This window comes from Peribacillus sp. FSL R5-0717 (genome assembly GCF_038002945.1).
Classification (GTDB): Bacteria; Bacillota; Bacilli; order Bacillales; family DSM-1321; genus Peribacillus; species Peribacillus frigoritolerans.
Window position 1 is genome coordinate 2,294,957 of record NZ_JBBOOF010000001.1, and the last position, 18,191, is coordinate 2,313,147.

At 42.1% G+C, this 18,191-nt stretch carries 18 protein-coding genes and 1 riboswitch; of the genes, 1 reads left to right on the forward strand and 17 read right to left on the reverse strand.

What is annotated here, in order from left to right; all coding sequences use genetic code 11:
- Nucleotides 1-132: 132 nt before the first annotated feature.
- From NYE65_RS11230 to secA, 7 genes are all read right to left on the reverse strand, one after another.
- On the reverse strand, nt 133-1,524 hold the full coding sequence (locus tag NYE65_RS11230) for a murein hydrolase activator EnvC family protein (protein WP_328175706.1): 1,392 nt from the start codon (nt 1,522-1,524) through the stop codon (nt 133-135).
- Between the two features lie 93 nt (nt 1,525-1,617).
- Nucleotides 1,618-2,511, reverse strand: coding sequence for a permease-like cell division protein FtsX (ftsX, locus tag NYE65_RS11235; RefSeq protein ID WP_034309901.1), 894 nt, complete (start codon nt 2,509-2,511; stop codon nt 1,618-1,620).
- Complete coding sequence (gene ftsE, locus NYE65_RS11240; protein ID WP_034309898.1) at nt 2,501-3,187, reverse strand: cell division ATP-binding protein FtsE; 687 nt, start codon at nt 3,185-3,187, stop codon at nt 2,501-2,503. The genes ftsX and ftsE overlap by 11 nt, the downstream gene beginning before the upstream one ends.
- A gap of 292 nt (nt 3,188-3,479) precedes the next feature.
- Nucleotides 3,480-3,821, reverse strand: a complete 342-nt coding sequence (cccB, locus tag NYE65_RS11245; protein WP_262870918.1) for a cytochrome c551 — start codon at nt 3,819-3,821, stop codon at nt 3,480-3,482.
- Between the two features lie 49 nt (nt 3,822-3,870).
- On the reverse strand, nt 3,871-4,734 hold the full coding sequence (locus tag NYE65_RS11250; protein WP_063595768.1) for a YitT family protein: 864 nt from the start codon (nt 4,732-4,734) through the stop codon (nt 3,871-3,873).
- Nucleotides 4,735-4,891: 157 nt separating this feature from the next.
- Nucleotides 4,892-5,990, reverse strand: a protein-coding gene (prfB, locus tag NYE65_RS11255; protein ID WP_223255851.1) for a peptide chain release factor 2 whose coding sequence is annotated in 2 segments (ribosomal slippage) — nt 4,892-5,926 and nt 5,928-5,990 — 1,098 coding nt in all. Because the reading frame shifts where the segments join, the coding sequence is not laid out codon by codon here.
- Between the two features lie 149 nt (nt 5,991-6,139).
- Entirely contained in the window at nt 6,140-8,653 is a 2,514-nt protein-coding gene (secA, locus tag NYE65_RS11260; protein ID WP_034309885.1) for a preprotein translocase subunit SecA, read from the reverse strand.
- Nucleotides 8,654-9,069: 416 nt separating this feature from the next.
- On the opposite strand from secA, the gene NYE65_RS11265 reads away from it, so the two are divergent.
- On the forward strand, nt 9,070-9,393 hold the full coding sequence (locus NYE65_RS11265; protein ID WP_048684020.1) for a helix-turn-helix domain-containing protein: 324 nt from the start codon (nt 9,070-9,072) through the stop codon (nt 9,391-9,393).
- A 147-nt stretch (nt 9,394-9,540) separates the two neighbouring features.
- On the opposite strand, the gene sinI is transcribed toward NYE65_RS11265, so the two are convergent.
- The 10 genes from sinI to NYE65_RS11315 all read right to left on the reverse strand — a co-directional run bounded on the left by sinI (nt 9,541) and on the right by NYE65_RS11315 (nt 17,904).
- Entirely contained in the window at nt 9,541-9,681 is a 141-nt protein-coding gene (gene sinI, locus NYE65_RS11270; protein WP_238141632.1) for a DNA-binding anti-repressor SinI, read from the reverse strand.
- A gap of 30 nt (nt 9,682-9,711) precedes the next feature.
- Nucleotides 9,712-9,797, reverse strand: a riboswitch (cyclic di-GMP riboswitch).
- Between the two features lie 626 nt (nt 9,798-10,423).
- Entirely contained in the window at nt 10,424-10,981 is a 558-nt protein-coding gene (hpf, locus tag NYE65_RS11275) for a ribosome hibernation-promoting factor, HPF/YfiA family (protein WP_048684017.1), read from the reverse strand.
- A gap of 334 nt (nt 10,982-11,315) precedes the next feature.
- Nucleotides 11,316-11,717 (reverse strand): flagellar protein FlgN, encoded by a 402-nt coding sequence (locus NYE65_RS11280; RefSeq protein ID WP_340860947.1) that lies wholly within the window; start codon nt 11,715-11,717, stop codon nt 11,316-11,318.
- An 80-nt stretch (nt 11,718-11,797) separates the two neighbouring features.
- Nucleotides 11,798-12,061: a flagellar biosynthesis anti-sigma factor FlgM gene (gene flgM / locus NYE65_RS11285; RefSeq protein WP_063595755.1), complete on the reverse strand. Its 264-nt coding sequence runs from the start codon at nt 12,059-12,061 to the stop codon at nt 11,798-11,800.
- Nucleotides 12,062-12,285: 224 nt separating this feature from the next.
- A complete protein-coding gene (locus tag NYE65_RS11290) occupies nt 12,286-12,705 on the reverse strand; it encodes a TIGR03826 family flagellar region protein (RefSeq protein ID WP_328175709.1) in 420 nt (139 codons plus the stop codon).
- Nucleotides 12,706-12,804: 99 nt separating this feature from the next.
- Nucleotides 12,805-13,497, reverse strand: a complete 693-nt coding sequence (locus tag NYE65_RS11295; protein ID WP_340860948.1) for a ComF family protein — start codon at nt 13,495-13,497, stop codon at nt 12,805-12,807.
- The gene (locus NYE65_RS11300; protein ID WP_328175711.1) at nt 13,490-14,890 is read right to left on the reverse strand and encodes a DEAD/DEAH box helicase; all 1,401 of its coding nucleotides are present in this window, start codon (nt 14,888-14,890) and stop codon (nt 13,490-13,492) included. Before NYE65_RS11300 ends, NYE65_RS11295 begins: the two co-directional genes overlap by 8 nt.
- Nucleotides 14,891-15,003: 113 nt before the next feature.
- Entirely contained in the window at nt 15,004-15,846 is an 843-nt protein-coding gene (locus NYE65_RS11305; protein ID WP_063589700.1) for a DegV family protein, read from the reverse strand.
- 186 nt (nt 15,847-16,032) lie between these two features.
- Nucleotides 16,033-16,716: a response regulator gene (locus NYE65_RS11310; RefSeq protein WP_063589699.1), complete on the reverse strand. Its 684-nt coding sequence runs from the start codon at nt 16,714-16,716 to the stop codon at nt 16,033-16,035.
- 33 nt (nt 16,717-16,749) lie between these two features.
- Nucleotides 16,750-17,904 (reverse strand): sensor histidine kinase, encoded by a 1,155-nt coding sequence (locus tag NYE65_RS11315; RefSeq protein WP_034315684.1) that lies wholly within the window; start codon nt 17,902-17,904, stop codon nt 16,750-16,752.
- Nucleotides 17,905-18,191: the final 287 nt, after the last annotated feature.

An 18,191-nucleotide genomic window follows, 5' to 3' on the forward strand; every position in this document is an offset into this window, starting at 1 on the left:
CATTTCTGACCTGATATGTATTTCACTATATGAGGGGAATGAAAAGAATATGCTTATAGAAAATGATGACACCACATAAAAAAACAGACAAGGAATTTATCCTGGTCTGTTTTTCATTTGATATATTGGGTATTAATTAGGTATATAGTTTAATGGATTAACAGCATTTGACTTACTATAATTCCATGAGCCTTTATGTAGCTCAAAGTGTAAATGCTGACCATATGAATGTCCTGTGTTACCCATGATGCCCACTTGTTGACCTTTGGCAACTACAGCACCTTCGCCTACTTGTCTAGAACTTAAGTGTGCATACACAGTAGTCCATTGCTGACCGCTGATCGAGTGGGTAACGAAGACGACGTTACCGTATGTACTTGAGAAGTAAGAACGGCTTACGACCCCGTCGGCTGCCGCTACAACCGGAACCGTTCCACTAGCAGCTATATCGATGCCGGCATGCTGTTTATTCCAGCGTTCACCCATTGTTGAAGATACATATCCTGCACTAGGTCTAGTGAAAGTACCCGATGATACGGCTGGCGCTTGACTTACATTAGACGAAGCGGGTGAAGATGATGATGAACTGTTGCTTTTTGCACTATATCCTGAAGAAGTGGATTGTTTTTTTGTTTCGGTTGCTTGTGATGCTTGGGATGCTGCTTGTGCAGCCGCTTGTGCCGCTTCTTGCTCTGCACGTTTTTTCGCTTCGGCTGCCGCTTTTTTACGAGCTGCTTCCAATTCGGCAAGACGTTGATGTTCCAAGCTGATGGCTGATTTGATGGCTTTTTCTTGAGCAGCAAGATTCGCTTTTTCTTCCTCTAGACCCATCTTCTCATGTTCATGCTTTTCAGTTTGTTGCTTTAATTTTTTAACCAATGCATCCTTTTCTTGCTTCTGCTGTTTTTGTTGCTTTTGAATTTCCAATAGTTCAGCTTTTGCCACTTCTAAACTGGCAAGCTTCGTTTCAACGGCTTTTTGCTTTTCTTCGAGATCCTTTTTATCCAGCTCGTGCTGCTTTAAAATATCGCGGTCGGCTTCAGCGATTGTCGCTACAGCTCCGACACGGTCAACTAAATCCCCAAAACTGGATGATCCGAATAATACTTCAAGGTAGTTCACGTCCCCGCCAGTCTCCTGGAAAGAAAGTGCCCTTTCCTTCAATACTTCATTACGTTTCGCGATCCGCTCTTTTAATACTTTAATCTCTTCTTTCAATGCCTCGATTTCTTTTTTCGTTTGTGTAATTTCAGCATTTTTAGCATCGATTTTTTTTGCGGACTCTGCGATTTTCGCTTCAATGGCAGCGATTTGGTCTTCCGCTGTCATTTGCTTATCCTGCAGGCTATCGATTTTCTTTTCCGTGTCGGAAATATTCGATTCAACACCTGAACGTTTTTCCTGGATGGATTCTTTCTGTTTCTCTAAATCCGATATAGACTCAGCATAAACCGAAGGTGCCGCTAGAATGCTTCCCAACCCGATCATGATGGAGGCATTCATGGCAATGATATTTTTTTTCACGTTTCATTTCCCCTTTCAACCCGTTACATCCTTGCATTGTAACGTCTCTCTATTTATGTCTGGCTACTTTTGGCTTTCGAGTAAAGATACAATTTAAACTTTCAAGAACTTCCTGACGGACATCAAGCTGCCCCATATTCCGATAACCGCACCAATTACGATGAGGATGGCCGATACTTGATAAATAAACGGATTTGCAGGCAGGAAATCTATGAATTTGAACGTAATCTGCGGTGCTGCATATTTATAAAGATTATAGTAGAGTACTGCAATCAGTCCTATCGGAATGATGGAACCGAGGACTCCCAACCAAAGTCCTTCCAAGAAGAATGGCCAACGGATGAATGTATTCGTCGCTCCTACCAATCTCATGATCTCAATTTCTTTTCTTCTGGCTACAATGGTAATTTTAATCGTATTCGAAATCAGGAACATTGCAGTAAATAGTAAGCCTACAATAAGAACGATCCCTATGTTTCTAGCTATATTAACAAAGCTGAATAGTTTCTCGACGTAGCCTTGTCCATATTTAACACTTTGGATATATTCCATACCTTCGATTTTTTTTGCCACCTTGATGACATCTTGCGGAGATTTCGTTTTGATAACATAAACGTCCCTTAATGGGTTATCCTGTTCAAATGGTTTAAAAGCCTCACCATTATCTCCTAAATCATCTATTAAATTAGTAAGCTCTTCATCTTTTGGAGAGAAAATCACTGATTCGATACCGTTTATCTCCGTAATTTGCTTACCGATAGCTTTTATATCGTCATCATTCGCCGCATTATCAATATGTGCACGAACTTCGACATCTTTCTCCACATTTCCCGCGATATGATTTAAATTCATCATGAGCACTAAAAAGACGCCAACCAAAGTTAGAGTGACCGTTACTGCACTGACTGAAGCAAACGTCATCCATCCATTACGGCCAATATTTTTAAAACTTTCACGGAAGTGACGGAGCAATGTTCTAAATTTCATATCCGTAATCACCTCGATGTTCATCGCGAACTATTTTTCCACTTTCAATGGCAATAACACGTCGTTTAATATTGTTGACGATGTCCCTATTATGTGTGGCCATGACCAGTGTAGTTCCGCGTTTATTAATTTCTTCGAATATGTTCATGATTTCCCATGATGTTTCGGGATCAAGATTACCTGTAGGCTCGTCGGCTATGACTACCTTGGGATCATTGACGATCGAACGGGCTATTGCCACCCTTTGCTGTTCCCCACCAGATAACTCGGAAGGAAGCATTCTCGCTTTATGTTTAATGCCAACCAGATCAAGAACTTCCATGACTCTCTTTTTGATTTCTTCTGGTTCCTTTTCAATAACTTCCATGGCAAAAGCAACATTTTCATATGCAGTGAATGTTTGAAGGAGTTTAAAATCTTGGAATACCATACCGATATTACGGCGGAATAGAGGAACTTTCGAATTGCGGATACTTGGCAGGCTTACGCCATTGACCAAGATATTACCGCTTGTAGGCTTTTCTTCCCTATACATCATTTTGATGAAGGTCGATTTTCCGGCACCGCTCGGACCAACTACATAAACGAATTCGCCTGGCTTTATTTTTACATTGATTCCATTAATGGCAATTACGCCATTTGGGTATGTCTTTTTCACATCTATCATTTCTATCATTCTAAAACCACCTAATTTGCTTGGATTATCACTATGTATCTACAGCTTTTCGACAATTTTCACTGAAATCTGACAGGAATCTCCCTTACTTGAGCACAGAAACATTATAACATCATATTTTGTCAAATTAAGCATAAAAAATATTACAGTTTCATTTCAGTTAGACATATATCAACATCTATGTAATAATTCCAGGATTTGATTGCTTGATAAGTGGTTGATCGTGAGTTGTTTCGAGGGTTTAATAGAGGCTAAATGAAACGTCCCGCTAAGCAGAACGTTTCATTAATCATTATTTATGTTCAGCAAGCCATTCAGCGACCATGCTCGCTTCCTTGCCCTTGATTATACCTTTTGGCATTCCGCCTTGGCCATTCGCAATGACTTTTTCAATGTCTTCTTTTGATAGCTTGGAACCTACCTTCGTCAAGTTGGGGCCCACGCCGCCTTCAAGATTCACTGCATGGCAGCTTGAACATTTGTTTTCATAAATTTTTGCGGCATCACCGGCACCTGCCGTAGACGTTTCGCTATTTTCACTTGCAGGCTCTTTATCTGCAGCATCATCGTTCCCACCGCATGCAGCCAAGGCCAAAGAAGTACCCAGAATTAAGGCTAACCACTTCATTTTCATTGAACTTACCCCCTCTGATTTATACCAGCACAAGAACATTATACCAATTTCAATCTAGTTTAAAACCCTCCCCAAGTACCTCCGACGCGTCCATTACAATTACAAACGCTTTAGGGTCAACGAGTTTCACCAATTGTTTCAATTTGGTGAATTCCGACTGGTCTATTACACACATCAAAATTGGACGAGTATCATCCGTATAGCCGCCATACCCAGATATGCCTGTTACACCCCGGTCCAGCTCATGTATGATAGCATCCCTTACTTCCATTTCTTTATTCGTGATGATCAGTGACATCTTCGAACGATTCAATCCAATCTGGACAAGGTCGATCGTCTTGCTTGTCACATATAGTCCAATCAATGCATAAAGGCCTTTTTCAATATCAAAAACGATGGCAGCACTTAAAACGATGATTCCATCAATGACAGCCACACAGGTCCCCAATGACAGATGGGTATATTTATGGAAAATCTGTGCCGCCAAATCGGTCCCCCCAGTGGAACCCTTGCCGCGAAAGACAATCCCCAGCCCAAGTCCGACCATCATCCCCCCGCAAATCGAACCAAGCAATGCATCATTCGTCCATGCCTCCCAATCCTTTGTCAGAAATACCACTAAAGGCAGGAACAAGGTTCCAATCAGGCTTTTGGCTCCGAAATGCCTTCCGAGGATAATAAGCCCCGCAATGAACAAAGGGATATTAAAACCCCAAAGAACATAAGCCGGCTCCCAACCGAGAGTTGAATCGAGAATCGTGCTAATCCCGCTGACCCCTCCGGATGCGACCTGGTTAGGCAGTAAAAACACATTAAAACCAATGGCAATTATGGACGAACCGACAATCACCAATCCATACTCCGTTAACTTTTGAATGAAAGGGTGCCTCTGCTCCCTGTATCTTCTCTTCATTTTGCATAAGTCTCCTCGAACCATCATTATTATCTAGTATTGGCCGAACGAGGTAGAGCATCCCTTTTCAATCCTGTAAATGTCAGCCAGAAGATTCATTAAAAAGGGAAAATCATAAAAAAAGCCGGACCGGGGAAACCGGTCCGACTGGCTGATCTTATAATTTTGAACGCAAGTACGCATCAATGAACATATCGATATCCCCATCCATGACAGCTCCCAAGTTTCCGGTCTCCGCACTAGTACGGTGATCTTTAACCATGGAATACGGATGGAAAACATAAGAACGAATTTGGCTTCCCCAGCCAATTTCCTTTTGCTCTCCGCGGATTTCATCCAATTCCGCTTGTTGCTGTTCAATTTCACGTTGATACAATTTGGCTTTCAGCATATTCATGGCCTGGGCCTTGTTTTTGATTTGAGATCTCTCGTTTTGGCACGTTACCACGGTGTTCGTAGGTAAATGGGTGATCCGGACCGCCGAGTCCGTTGTATTGATATGCTGACCACCTGCACCACTTGCCCGGTACGTGTCGATTTTCAAATCTTCCGTGCGTACTTCTATATTGATCGTCTCATCGAATTCCGGCATGACTTCACATGAAACGAATGAAGTGTGGCGTCGTCCCGAGGAATCGAAAGGAGAAATACGGACAAGACGGTGTACCCCTTTTTCCGCTTTCAAATAACCATAGGCGTTATGGCCTTTGAAAATTAAAGTAACACTCTTGATCCCAGCTTCATCACCTGGAAGGTAATCAAGGGTTTCCACTTTAAAGCCTCTTTTTTCACCCCATCTTGTATACATGCGCAACAGCATGGAACCCCAATCCTGGGACTCCGTACCGCCTGCACCAGGATGCAGTTCAAGAATGGCATTTTTCGAGTCATATTCTTCACTTAATAAAAGTTGAAGTTCAAAGTCATTCATCTTTTGTGCAAGAACCGTAATTTCTTCTTCCAGCTCCGCTAAAAGTTCTTGATCATTCTCCTCTTTCACTAATTCATATGTCAAATCCAGATTTTCATATGATTCATTCAGGTCGGACAATTGATTGACTTGTTCTTTCAAAGCATTCGTTTCATTGATGACAGTTTGTGCTTTTTGCTGATCATTCCAAAAATCGGGATGTGTCATCTCATTTTCTAGCTGTGCGATTCGTGCCTCTTTTTCATCTAAGTCAAAGAGACCCCCTAAAGTCCGTTAATCGCTGCGCTGTCCGTTCAAGTTCATTTCTTATTTCTGCTAATTCCATTTCTCTTCACCTCATTAAGTATGTTAAAAAAAATCCCTGAAGAGGGATTCCCTTCATTACAATAAACCAATTCATTATATGCAAACTAAACATGAAAAGAGGCGGCTAGCCTTGGACTTAACCGTCTCATCTTCATTATACACCTAACTTTAGCCTAAATTGCCATGGCAATTCTTATATTTTTTACCGCTGCCGCATGGACATAACGCGTTTCTTCCAACGTCTTCCTTTTTACGGGCAGGGGCTTTTTTCACTTTTCCCCCGTCTTCTTCCTTCGGATTGACCGCTTGTCCTTTTATGACTTCCTTGCGTTCCAAATTGTTGCGGATTTCAGCCTTCATGATGTATTTCGCGACTTCATCTTCCATTGAAGCAATCATCGCTTCAAACATCGCAAAACCTTCGGATTGATATTCACGAAGCGGATCGATTTGACCATAAGCACGAAGGTGGATCCCTTGGCGCAGCTGCTCCATTGCATCAATATGGTCCATCCACTTACTATCGACTGCACGAAGAACGATTACTTTTTCGAATTCACGCATTTGTTCTTCAGATAGCTCTTCTTCTTTTTGGTCATAGCCTTCTTTCACTTTTGCTAAAATGAACTCAACCAATTCCGATTCGTTTTTCCCTTCCAAATCAGCCACAGTGATTGAACCTTCATTGAATAGGTTACCATTCAGGTAGTCGACAAGGCCTTGTAAATTCCAGCCTTCCTCATCGCCCATTGGAGCAAACGCGACAACATTTCGCTGGATGGATGCCGTGATCATCGTTTCGACGATTTCACGTAAGTTTTCACTTTCCATGACATCGAAACGCTGTTTATAGATAATTTCCCGTTGTTGACGGAGAACATCATCATACTGCAGTAATTGCTTACGTGAATCGAAGTTATTGCCTTCGACCCGTTTCTGTGCGGATTCAACGGCCCTTGTCACCATTTTACTTTGAATTGGCTGGGAATCATCCATACCTAGGCGTGCCATCATGTTTTTCATATTATCCGAACCGAAGCGGCGCATCAATTCATCTTCCATTGATAAATAGAATTGAGTGACCCCTGGATCTCCCTGACGGCCGGACCGGCCACGCAGCTGGTTATCTATACGCCTGCTTTCATGACGTTCCGTGCCGATGACAGCAAGGCCCCCAAGCTCCTTGACACCTTCACCAAGCTTGATATCCGTACCGCGACCTGCCATGTTAGTAGCGATCGTAACTGAGCCTTGATTACCCGCATTCGCAATGATTTCCGCTTCACGCTCATGGTTCTTGGCATTCAAAACATCGTGAGGGATGCCTTTTTTGGATAAATAGGCAGATATGACCTCAGATGTTTCGATGGCAACCGTACCGACAAGCACAGGCTGACCCTTTGTATAACGTTCGGCGATGTCTTCCACAACAGCTTTGAATTTCCCATCAGTTGTCGCATATATAAGATCTGCCCTGTCATCCCTGATGATATTCCTGTTTGTCGGGATCGCAATGACATTCATATTATAAATATTGCGGAATTCCTCTTCTTCCGTTTTGGCTGTACCGGTCATACCTGAAAGTTTTTCATACATCCTGAAATAGTTCTGGAATGTAATCGTCGCAAGAGTCATGCTTTCATTTTGAATTTCAAGTCCTTCTTTCGCTTCGATCGCCTGGTGGAGACCTTCACTGTAACGGCGGCCTTTCATCAAACGGCCGGTGAATTGGTCAACGATGACTATCTCGCCTTCCTGGACGACATAATCCACATCCAAATGCATGGAAACATGAGCCTTTAACGCCTGATTGATATGATGATTCAAAGTAACGTGACTAATATCGAATAAATTATCGATATTAAACGCTTTTTCAGCTCGATTCATCCCATCTTCCGTCAGCTGAACACCTTTTGTCTTTTCATCATATGTGTAGTCCGTATCTTTCTTTAAGGTTCTCACAAACGCATTGGCCTGGATATAAAGCTGAGCCGATTTCTGTGCCGAACCGGAAATGATCAATGGCGTTCTCGCCTCATCAATCAAAATCGAATCGACCTCATCGATGACAGCGAAGTGCAGCGGACGCTGTACCATTTGTTCTTTATATAACACCATATTGTCACGAAGATAATCAAAACCTAACTCATTATTCGTACTGTACGTAATGTCAGCATTATACGCTGCCTGCTTTTCTTCTTTGGAATGACTGTTCAAATTCAACCCGACGGTCAAACCGAGGAAATCATACAATACACCCATTTCGGTGGCATCACGGTGTGCCAAGTATTCATTGACGGTAACGACATGTACACCTTTACCGGTAAGCGCGTTTAAATAAACCGGCATCGTGGATGTTAAGGTTTTACCTTCCCCTGTTTTCATCTCGGAGATATTTCCATCATGAAGGGATGCCCCACCCATGATTTGAACACGGTAAGGATATAAGCCCAGAGCACGTTTTGCCCCTTCACGCGCAACCGCAAAAGCCTCGACAAGCAAATCATCAACGGTTTCCCCATTTTGATAACGCTCTTTAAACTCTTCCGTTTTGGCACGCAACTGTTCATCCGATAACGCAGCAGTCTCATCAGCCAGCGCTTCGACCTGATCGGCGATTTTTTCTAAACGTTTGATTTCTCGCTTATTCGGATCAAAAACTTTATTTAATATATTAAGCATTCAATAACGCTCCTCTATTATGGTAATGATCGTTCAATGACAAAATTCATATAAGTAAGAAGAAACACACCTTCTATTATTACTAATGCACGCTTAATTTTACCACTTCTATCATAGAGGTACAACTTCATGTCACTTCGCTGGTATAGACCTGAATGCAATTCTTGCGAAAAACAATGGATAAATGAGGAGTAAAACTGTTAAAATAGGAGAAAGTATAAAAAATATGTTGCAAACTCCCCACTATTCCATATGCAAATGTGAATTATCCATAACCTTCCATCACTAGATGCTGTGTCCTCTCTAGAGATAGCATGTCAAGGTAATCCAATACAGGCGTCATGTTTTGAATGATAAGGTGGGCTGCCGAAACTTATTAGCGGAAGATAAATAGAACATGTTTCGAGGTGGTATTGATGATTGGTGAACGTGTAAAAAAACTGCGAGAAGAAAAGAAAATGTCGATGACTGAACTTGCCGATAAAGCAGGTGTTGCAAAGTCTTATTTAAGTTCGCTCGAGCGGAACTTACAAACGAATCCTTCTATTCAATTTCTTGAAAAAATCTCCTCCGTACTTAACATCCCAGTTGATGCCCTGCTTTACGATGCACCAAATAAGGAAACCTTGGACAATGACTGGATGAAAATCGTTGAGGAAGCCATGAATTCGGGTGTCTCAAAACAACAATTCAGGGAATTCATCGAATTTAATAAATGGAGAAAAGATAAAGAAGAGTAGAATGGTAGTGCACTAGTTTACTTACATAATCCTGAAGAATACAGTTTGAATAAGCTAGACTCACAAGAATCCCAAGGAAGAATAAACCCTATAAACAGCTATGATCGAACCATTGTTTATAGGGATGTTCTCGAATTTGTTCGGAACCTATTTTCCATCGTTCTCCTCAAAAATTGCCTCAAGGCTTTCCCGTTTAAAAAAAGCAATGATTTCCTCTTTTTTGAAACCCAAGCTTCTTGCTTCAGAAATCAATTTCACCCATTCTTGATCCATTTCCACATTAGCCACCTCTTCTACCTCCTAAAATACTCTTGTATTTCAGGCAGACCAGCCATCCTAGTCACAAGGACCTTAGACCTGTGCCTTTGCGCCCTCATTTTTCAAGGAGTTTGCCTTTGTCGTGGTATTTATTACCAAATACATTACCTATAATCATATTATAACGGATACACACTCCATATATTGCTATTTTATGTCGGTAATCCACATAAATGCAAAAACTTTCATCCGACAAAATATTACAATATTAAGAAAATTTGAAGTTCAGGTGATTTTTCATAGACTAATTCAATTTCGTTTTACTCTTCTTAAAATTTCTTTGGGGTGTATTGATTCTTTCGATTGTAAGTGCATCGTGGGCTTTTTGCGAAGTCAAATCCTCACCGCAGGTCGGGCAAAGCCACTTTCCATATTCCGCACTGCTAAAAGAAGCCCTATGGCATGTATGGCAATTCTTTCGATACAAATAATCCGCACCCCTCTGCACCTTGATCAAATTGTTTTCTACAAATAACTTATTGTTCTTTTTAAAGAACTGATGATTCGAGTATAGTGCAAAAGATAGGGGTATTTGATTAGGTAAAACCAACTTTTTATCTTAATGAAGAACAAATTTTGTTCTTTTAAGTGAACATTGTATTTTTTAGAGAACCAAAAGAAGAAATCTTTTTTACGTTCTAACGGATTCTATCAACATGCAAAAAAGCACACCCCAGAGGCTGGGCTGTGCTTTTTGATATTAGAATAATAATTAACTAGGTTCAATCAATCCATAGCGTCCATCCTTTCGGCGGTACACTACGTTTGTTGTATTAGTATCCGCATTCGTGTAAACGAAGAAACTGTGACCAAGCATATTCATTTGTAAAATAGCTTCTTCACTGTCCATTGGCTTTAAATCAAAGCGTTTATTGCGGACCACTTCAATATCATTATCGTCTTCGAATTCATCCACCACTTCGTCAGCTTCCGTATTGAAGGCGAATGCATCGGGTGTAGTCGATAGATTGTTTCGGAACTTGCGATTGACCTTCGTTTTATGTTTACGAATTTGGCGTTCAAGCTTATCATTGATCAAGTCAATGGCAGCATACATATCCGCATTTTCCTCTTCAGCGCGAAGAACCAAATTCTGCATGGGAATCGTCACTTCGACCTTTGAAGTATTATTGTTCACTTTTAAATTGACTAACACATTTGCATCTGGTGTATTGTTAAAATATCGTTCTAACTTGCCAATTTTCTTTTCGACGTATTCTCGAATTGCTGGAGTTACCTCAATGTTTTCACCGCGTACGTTGTAATTCATAAAGTGAGTCCTCCTTAAATTAAGACTATACAGTTAGATTCTACAATACCCCTCCGGTTCCTTTTAGAAACACATCATGAAATATGTCGAAATAATGAAACAATTGTCGGAAGGTTTGGAAAGGGTTGATGTCTGCCCTAGCTCCATTATATCAAATGCTATGCTAGAAAGAAAAAATTAAGCCTATTTTATTTACAGAAAATTTAAAAATATTTAACATGGAAACCGTTTGGACTCCAAAAGGTAAGGAAATCAATTTCTTTTATCATAGAACACGCCATCCACTGATAGACTTTCATACGGATTCGTGTATTTATTGGAGGATTTTTTCTTCTTATTTATTTCCTGGATATCCCGATAATTGAAGGGACTGATAGATCAATTGCTGATTTAAACCGTTCCGCTCCTTCAGCTTTGCCACTTCATCGATCAATGCCGCTTTTAGCATTTCAAGGACTTCCGTTTCTTCTGGTCCTGTCAGTTCCGTCACGGTATGGATGGAGGCTGCCTGTCCCGCCGTTCCATTGGCTGCAAGAAATTCCTCGACTGCCCTTTCTCTTTCCTTATCCGTCTGACTAATCGCTTTAATCTGCTTTTGTTCCGAAATCAGCAGGGCAGTAATCGCCTCGGTATCATTCGCTTTCAAAATGGCCGTTTTTCGTATCGCCAATTGATTGAAGCTTTTATGAAGCTTGATCAATTTTTCAAGCGATCCGATGATGGTCCGTGCAGTCATTTCGCTGCCTCCTCCGCTCATAAATGAAGGACGGAAACTTGCTCCGTCCACTTCATTCAAGCTTCTTTTTCATGGAAAATTCATTTCCGGTAAAAATCGATGAGACCCTTAGCCGTTGCTTGTGCATTCAATTTATAATTTCCTTTTTCAACCTGGATTTTCAGTTCATCCACTTTTGCTTGTCTTGCAGCAAGAATCGGAGATGATTGCTGCATTTCTTTTGCCGCTGAAGAAATTTCAACTTTATCCGAGGATTTGACCTTGGATTCTTTGATATTCCCCGTTTTATTGGCTTGAAGATTATAAGGGTTAACACCTGTCATACCGACGTTATTGATTTTCATATTCCAGATCCTCTCCTTCGGTCGATTTTATAAATCCCATTATGTTTCGATTCCTTTACACATGAAAATGGCTCTGGACTGTGTTATTCTCCCTATCTTTATTATCGACAAGGAACTGATTTCTTTAATTGTTTGCTGTAATCTTTCCTTCGGCACCCATTGTCGAATATTGTTCTCAATATCGAATATTTTAACAAAAACGGCAGCATGTTTCCATGAATGAATTACCCTTTTTGCTCATCCTTCATGTAGTACGTATTTTTTTTATCATTTCCTTGAATTTCAGTCAGGCGCTTTTCTTCATTTTCAAATGCCTGCAAATCCGTAACGAGCGAATTGCCGCATTTGCCGCATAACCTTCCGCTCTTGATGTTGGCGCCGCACTTTTCACAAGGAATTCCGAGATTGGGAAACTGTGAAATTCTCAGCTTTCCGGTTCTCACAAATTTAATAATTAACCTTTCTTCAACGCCGGTTTCCATAACCACCTGCATCATGGACGCCGTTCTATTTGTTTTCTTGCGAATATATGCATACACTTTATCATATAGGGCTTCTTCTTCTTTATAACAGGCATCGCACACATCACGGAATTTCGTCATAACGAATAACGAATTACAGTTTGGACAGTTGAATACATCCATCGACGCCCCTCCTTCACCTTCACGGCGATTATTCTTCAGTACTGTATATATCGAATAATCCCGGCGATACTTTAGGAAGTTTTATTAAAATGAGCTTTTTCACCTAGCCAGGGTGATCGATGATACTTCTTTGGCCCCAGCCGTTATCAATGCCTTTGCTGCATGCCTGAGAGTTGTGCCAGTTGTGTAAATGTCATCGATGATCAAAATGGATTTATGCTCCAGCATATCAGATTGCATGACCTGAAAAACCTGCGGTAATGACATTCTCTCTTGACGAGATTTTTTTGATTGTTTTTCAGTATGGATTCTTGTCAAGGTCTCAACCGTATGAAGTCCAACTAGATCTGCCAAAGCCTTTCCCTGGTTGAACCCCCGCTCCTTAAGCCGTTCATCGCTAAGCGGGATGGCGGTTACCAGGTCAAACTCCATCTCCTTTAACCTTTCTTTCAAAAAAGGGACGAAAACCTCAGCTAACGCATAATCACCCCGGTACTTATATTTAGCAATCAGGTCTTTTAAGTATTCATTATAATGAAATAGCGCTATGTTCTTCGACAAATAGCCTCCCCATTCCCTATTCCTTTCCCATCTTGAACAATCGAGACAGAGGTCACCGGTCATATGGTCCCCTCCCAGCTCCCTTGAGCACATTGTACATGTATCTCCGGTTATCCTATTAAGTTTCCCCTCACATCCTTCACAGATTGCCCTTGCCTCGGCCTGCTTAAGCAGGCTCCCCCATGTCAAAGCTTGCTTCATTCCTTCATCACAAACTAGACATCTATTCATCCAGCAGCCCCCTTTTCATGGCATTTTTATTCATCATCTGTATATGGCGGACCGCCTCGGCCATCGCTTCACTTTTACCGTAATGAAAAAAGGTGACCGTCCCGGAAGGGTTCGCAAAGCTTCTCCCTACCCTGCCGGCAATCTGAACGAGAGCACTATCAGAAAACACTTCATGTTCAGCACCGATCACGGCTACTTCCAACCGCTCGATTGTCACGCCCCGTTCCAGGATGGTCGTGGTCAGTAATCCCGGAACGAGTCCATTCCTTAAGGCCATTACTTTTTCCTTTCGATCAGGGTGCCGGGAGTGGACAATCGATAATTCAGGAGACAGCCTTTGAAACAGCGGAAGGACTTGCTCCATTACTCTGATGCTTGGAAAAAACAATAGGAAGGGGATATTCTGGTTAAGGCGCTCACTTACCCATGCGTTGATTTTCGATGGAATCTTTTGTTGAAGGAATAGTTTTTGCCAATTGCCGCTCCACTTCATTTCAGGAACGGGGATTGGCTGGCGATGATAACGGGCCGGGATTATGAAGGCTCTCAATTTGCCGCTTCGGTATAGCCGCCGCATCCGTTTCGAAGGTGTGGCGGTCAAGTAGATGGTTGCCGCGGATACCTTTTTCGACTTATTAACCGCATAATGCAGCGAATCATCGATTGAGTAGGGAAACGCATCGACTTCATCAACAATGATGACATCGAAAGCTTCAATAAAACGGAAAAGCTGATGGGTCGTGGAAACGGTCAGTGGCGAAAAACCATGTCGATCTTCACTGCCGGCATGGAGGGTAGTGACTTCAATGGCAGGAAAAGCTTTTTTTAACCTTGGGGAGAGTTCGAGAACGACATCGGTGCGCGGTGTTGCCAAACAAATCCGTTTCCCGGCAAGCAAAGCTGCCTCAATCGCTGGAAATAACACCTCCGTCTTCCCTGCCCCGCATACGGCCCATACTAGGAATTCATCTTTTCCGTTTATGGCTTCAACGACACAGTCGGACGCATTCTGTTGACCTGCCGATAAAGTGCCCGTCCACCTCATCACATTGTCAGGAATCGTATATTGAATGCCGGGACCGGTCCACCTATAAAGCTTTGCACATTCACTGACCCGTCCCATCATGATGCATGAGCGGCAGTAAGTGCAATCTTGATTGCAAATCTTGCAAGGGAAAGTATAAAACAAGGTTTGATCTTTGTTACCGCAGCGTACACAGTGATAACTGCCGTTCCCGGATTGCACGCCGCAAGTTTCCGAGACATACCCATTCTTGAGGTGCTCCGTGAGGATTTCTTGGGAGAAGGGGATTTCGAAGGCCAAAAGATGTTTTCCGGTGAGATGGTTCTGAAGTTCAGGGGAATATGGCGGGGAAATGCTCGTTTTTTTCAAACTGCAACCTCCATTTCTTGATAAATTACACTCCCCCTTATCATTCGCTTTTAACTCCCGGATTCCTTTTTGTTCATAAAAAAACGCCCTTCACTTAGTAAAGGCGTCACAGCTTAAATTTTATACCAGCCCATCCCCATCGAGCCTTCGCCCAGATGTGTTCCGATTACTGGGCCGAAGTAGCTGATGTCGAATTCGACATTCGGGAACCGGGCTTCAAGTTCCGCTTTCCAGTCTTTGGCTTCACTTTCCCGTTTTGCATGAATGATGACGGCCTTATATTTCTCGCCGCTCGCCGCCTCTTCTCCAAGTAAATCGGCAATCCGTTTCATCGCTTTTTTCCTTGTACGGATTTTTTCGAATGGGACGATGACCTTATCAACAAAATGGAGCACCGGCTTCACTTGAAGCAGACTGCCGATCAACGCTTGGGCACTGCTTAAGCGGCCGCCGCGCTGGAGATGGGATAGGTCATCTGCCATGAAGTATGCCTTGACCGATGGTTTCATTTCTTCAAGCCTGGCCATGATTTCTTCTGCACCTTTGCCATCAAGTGCCATCTTTGCCGCCTCGATCACGTAAAACCCCTGTACCATGCAGCTGATTTCCGAATCAAACGCATGAACCCTGATTCCCTCGACCATTTCACCTGCAGATACCGCTCCTTGATACGTGCCGCTGATGCCGCTCGATAAATGAATGGAAATAACATCATCATATTCTTTTTGCAGTTCCTCGAACTTCTCGACAAACTTCCCGATTGGAGGCTGTGAAGTGGTCGGCAATTTCTCCTGCCTCTTTACTTCCTCATAAAACTCATCCGCCGTAATGTCAATTTCCTCACGGTAAGCTTCATTGGAAAAAATGACATTAAGCGGCATCATATGTATATGTAAACGATCACGCATTTCCTTTGGTATATATGCAGTGCTATCTGTTACGACTGCGGTTTTCATATCAGTACCATCCTTATAAAAATTTACTTCGTATCATATTCAACATTCTATCTGAAAATGCCTTTATTTGCATTAAATAGCTTTTTTGATTACCAAAAATTTGAATATGATCACATCAAACAAAAAAATCCAGCCCTTCAGCACGCATTGCGGAATCTGAAGAGCCGGACTTATCGAACGCTTTGATTACTTCACTTCTACCCAGCCGTTTTTAATAGCTAGGACAACCGCTTGTGTACGGTCATTCACATTCATCTTCTGAAGAATGTTACTCACATGGTTCTTGACTGTTTTTTCACTGATATATAGAGTTTCGCCGATGGCCCGGTTGCTTTTCCCGTCAGCTAAAAGCTGAAGCACTTCACATTCACGTCGAGTCAATAGGTGAAGCGGCCTCCTGATTTCTATCGTATGTATGGAATCACGATCAGCACCCTCTTCAGCTGCCAATCGGCGATATTCCTTAACCAAGTTATGGGTGACCTTCGGATGAAGGTATGAGCCGCCTTCAGCGACCACACGCACGGCATCGATCAACGCGTCTGCGTCCATCTCTTTCAACAGATAACCTTGTGCTCCTGTTTTCAATGCGTGCTGCACGTAGTTTTCATCATCATGAATGGAAAGGATGATGACTTTTGTTTCAGGGTAACGGCTCACGAGCATTTTTGTAGCTTCGACCCCATTCATGTTCGGCATGTTGATATCCATGATAACAACATCAGGTTTATGTGTTTCAACAAGATCCATAGCTTCGCTTCCGTCATCACCCTCGGCAACAACATCAAAGGATGATTCAAAATCTAATATGCGCTTTACGCCTTCACGGAAAAGCTGATGGTCATCGATTATGACGATACTAGTCTTCAACGGCTTCTTCCTCCTAGTTTCTATTTAATATGTCTATTCTCTATTATTTAAATGGTAGGGAATTTGGATAAATACCAAAGTGCCTGCCCCCGGTTGTGAATCGATAGTCATTTCACCTTCCAGCAGCTCGACTCTTTCTCTCATTCCAACCAAGCCAAATGAGCCTTCTTTTTGAATCGAAGAGTCAAACCCCTTTCCATCATCTTTGACGACGACGGTCACCATCTCCTTGGAAATGGACAGTTTAACTTGAATCTGTTTTGGGTCCGCGTGCTTCAATGAATTTTGTACAGCCTCTTGAACCAGCCTGAATAATGCGACCTCCATATCGGAAGGGAGCCTTTTGACCTGCCCAAGGTTGACGAAATTCAGATTCACGCCATTATTATAGTCTTCGGTCGTTTGCAGGTACTTTCTGAGGGTTGGAACAAGTCCTAAATCATCAAGCGCCATAGGCCGAAGGTCATAGATGATTCTTCGCACTTCATATAAAGCATTCCTTACCATGACCTTTAAACTGCGGATTTCCACTAACGCTTCATCAGGACCTCTCTCCCGCTGCACTCGTTCTATCAGGTCTGAGCGCATCATGACGTTTGCCAGCATTTGCGCCGGACCATCATGGATTTCACGTGAGAGCTTTTTACGTTCCTGCTCCTGGGCTTCGATTATTTTCAGTCCGAAGTCCTGCTTGCGTTTCGCTTCTTGAAGGGCTTCCCCTACAAATTTAAGATCTTGTGTCAAATAATTCTGCACCACCGATATTTGCGAGACGAGATGCACCGCTTTATCGATCGTCTGCTGCAAACCCCTTAACCTTAACTCAAGTTCATCCCGGCGATTACGGAGCTCTTTCTCCAATTGCCGATTAATTTGTAAATCGACTTGCAGCTTATGTGCCCTTTCATAAGCATCGCGCACTTGTTCTTCAGAAAAATGGTTGAAGTGCATACTGACTTCTGAAAGCCTTTTTCGAGCAAACCTGGCTTTTGAATCCAGTGCATCGCTGTCGGTTATCACAATGGCAACCCTGATTTTCACATCATCAAGCTCTTTTGATAATGTCTCGAAATCCTTTCGGCATTGTTCGCCGATATCAAAGACTTCATCCTTACTTTCACTAACAGTGCTCACCATTGTTTCTAAGATCTTGTCCAATGCTTTAGCATCAACCTTTTTTATGGACATTAAGATCCCTCCACTTAAATCAAAAGACTTAAACAATTTATTGTCTTAAAGACTATGTATATGGAAAAAAAGTTCTTTCCCTTTTTCATGAATGGTTAAATTTCAGGAAACATTTGTATGAAGTAACCTTCATGAACATATTGTACCAAAAAAAGTTTAAAAATACGTTAATTTCCTTTTTGGTTTCCATAAAATGTACATACTTACTATACATCTTATAATCCGGCCATTAAGTCTGCCTATTAAAGGCAGAAAGCCATATCAATTATCCTAATACAAAATATCCT

What these genes read in the sequence shown, in the direction of transcription:
- ftsX (WP_034309901.1), bottom strand. Translation starts at nt 2,511, where the DNA reads ATGAAATTTAGAACATTGCTCCGTCACTTCCGTGAAAGTTTTAAAAAT.
- ftsE (WP_034309898.1), bottom strand. Translation starts at nt 3,187, where the DNA reads ATGATAGAAATGATAGATGTGAAAAAGACATACCCAAATGGCGTAATT.
- cccB (WP_262870918.1), bottom strand. Translation starts at nt 3,821, where the DNA reads ATGAAAATGAAGTGGTTAGCCTTAATTCTGGGTACTTCTTTGGCCTTG.
- NYE65_RS11250 (WP_063595768.1), bottom strand. Translation starts at nt 4,734, where the DNA reads ATGAAGAGAAGATACAGGGAGCAGAGGCACCCTTTCATTCAAAAGTTA.
- secA (WP_034309885.1), bottom strand. Translation starts at nt 8,653, where the DNA reads ATGCTTAATATATTAAATAAAGTTTTTGATCCGAATAAGCGAGAAATC.
- NYE65_RS11265 (WP_048684020.1), top strand. Translation starts at nt 9,070, where the DNA reads ATGATTGGTGAACGTGTAAAAAAACTGCGAGAAGAAAAGAAAATGTCG.
- hpf (WP_048684017.1), bottom strand. Translation starts at nt 10,981, where the DNA reads ATGAATTACAACGTACGCGGTGAAAACATTGAGGTAACTCCAGCAATT.
- NYE65_RS11280 (WP_340860947.1), bottom strand. Translation starts at nt 11,717, where the DNA reads ATGACTGCACGGACCATCATCGGATCGCTTGAAAAATTGATCAAGCTT.
- flgM (WP_063595755.1), bottom strand. Translation starts at nt 12,061, where the DNA reads ATGAAAATCAATAACGTCGGTATGACAGGTGTTAACCCTTATAATCTT.
- NYE65_RS11290 (WP_328175709.1), bottom strand. Translation starts at nt 12,705, where the DNA reads ATGGATGTATTCAACTGTCCAAACTGTAATTCGTTATTCGTTATGACG.
- NYE65_RS11295 (WP_340860948.1), bottom strand. Translation starts at nt 13,497, where the DNA reads ATGAATAGATGTCTAGTTTGTGATGAAGGAATGAAGCAAGCTTTGACA.
- NYE65_RS11305 (WP_063589700.1), bottom strand. Translation starts at nt 15,846, where the DNA reads ATGAAAACCGCAGTCGTAACAGATAGCACTGCATATATACCAAAGGAA.
- NYE65_RS11315 (WP_034315684.1), bottom strand. Translation starts at nt 17,904, where the DNA reads ATGTCCATAAAAAAGGTTGATGCTAAAGCATTGGACAAGATCTTAGAA.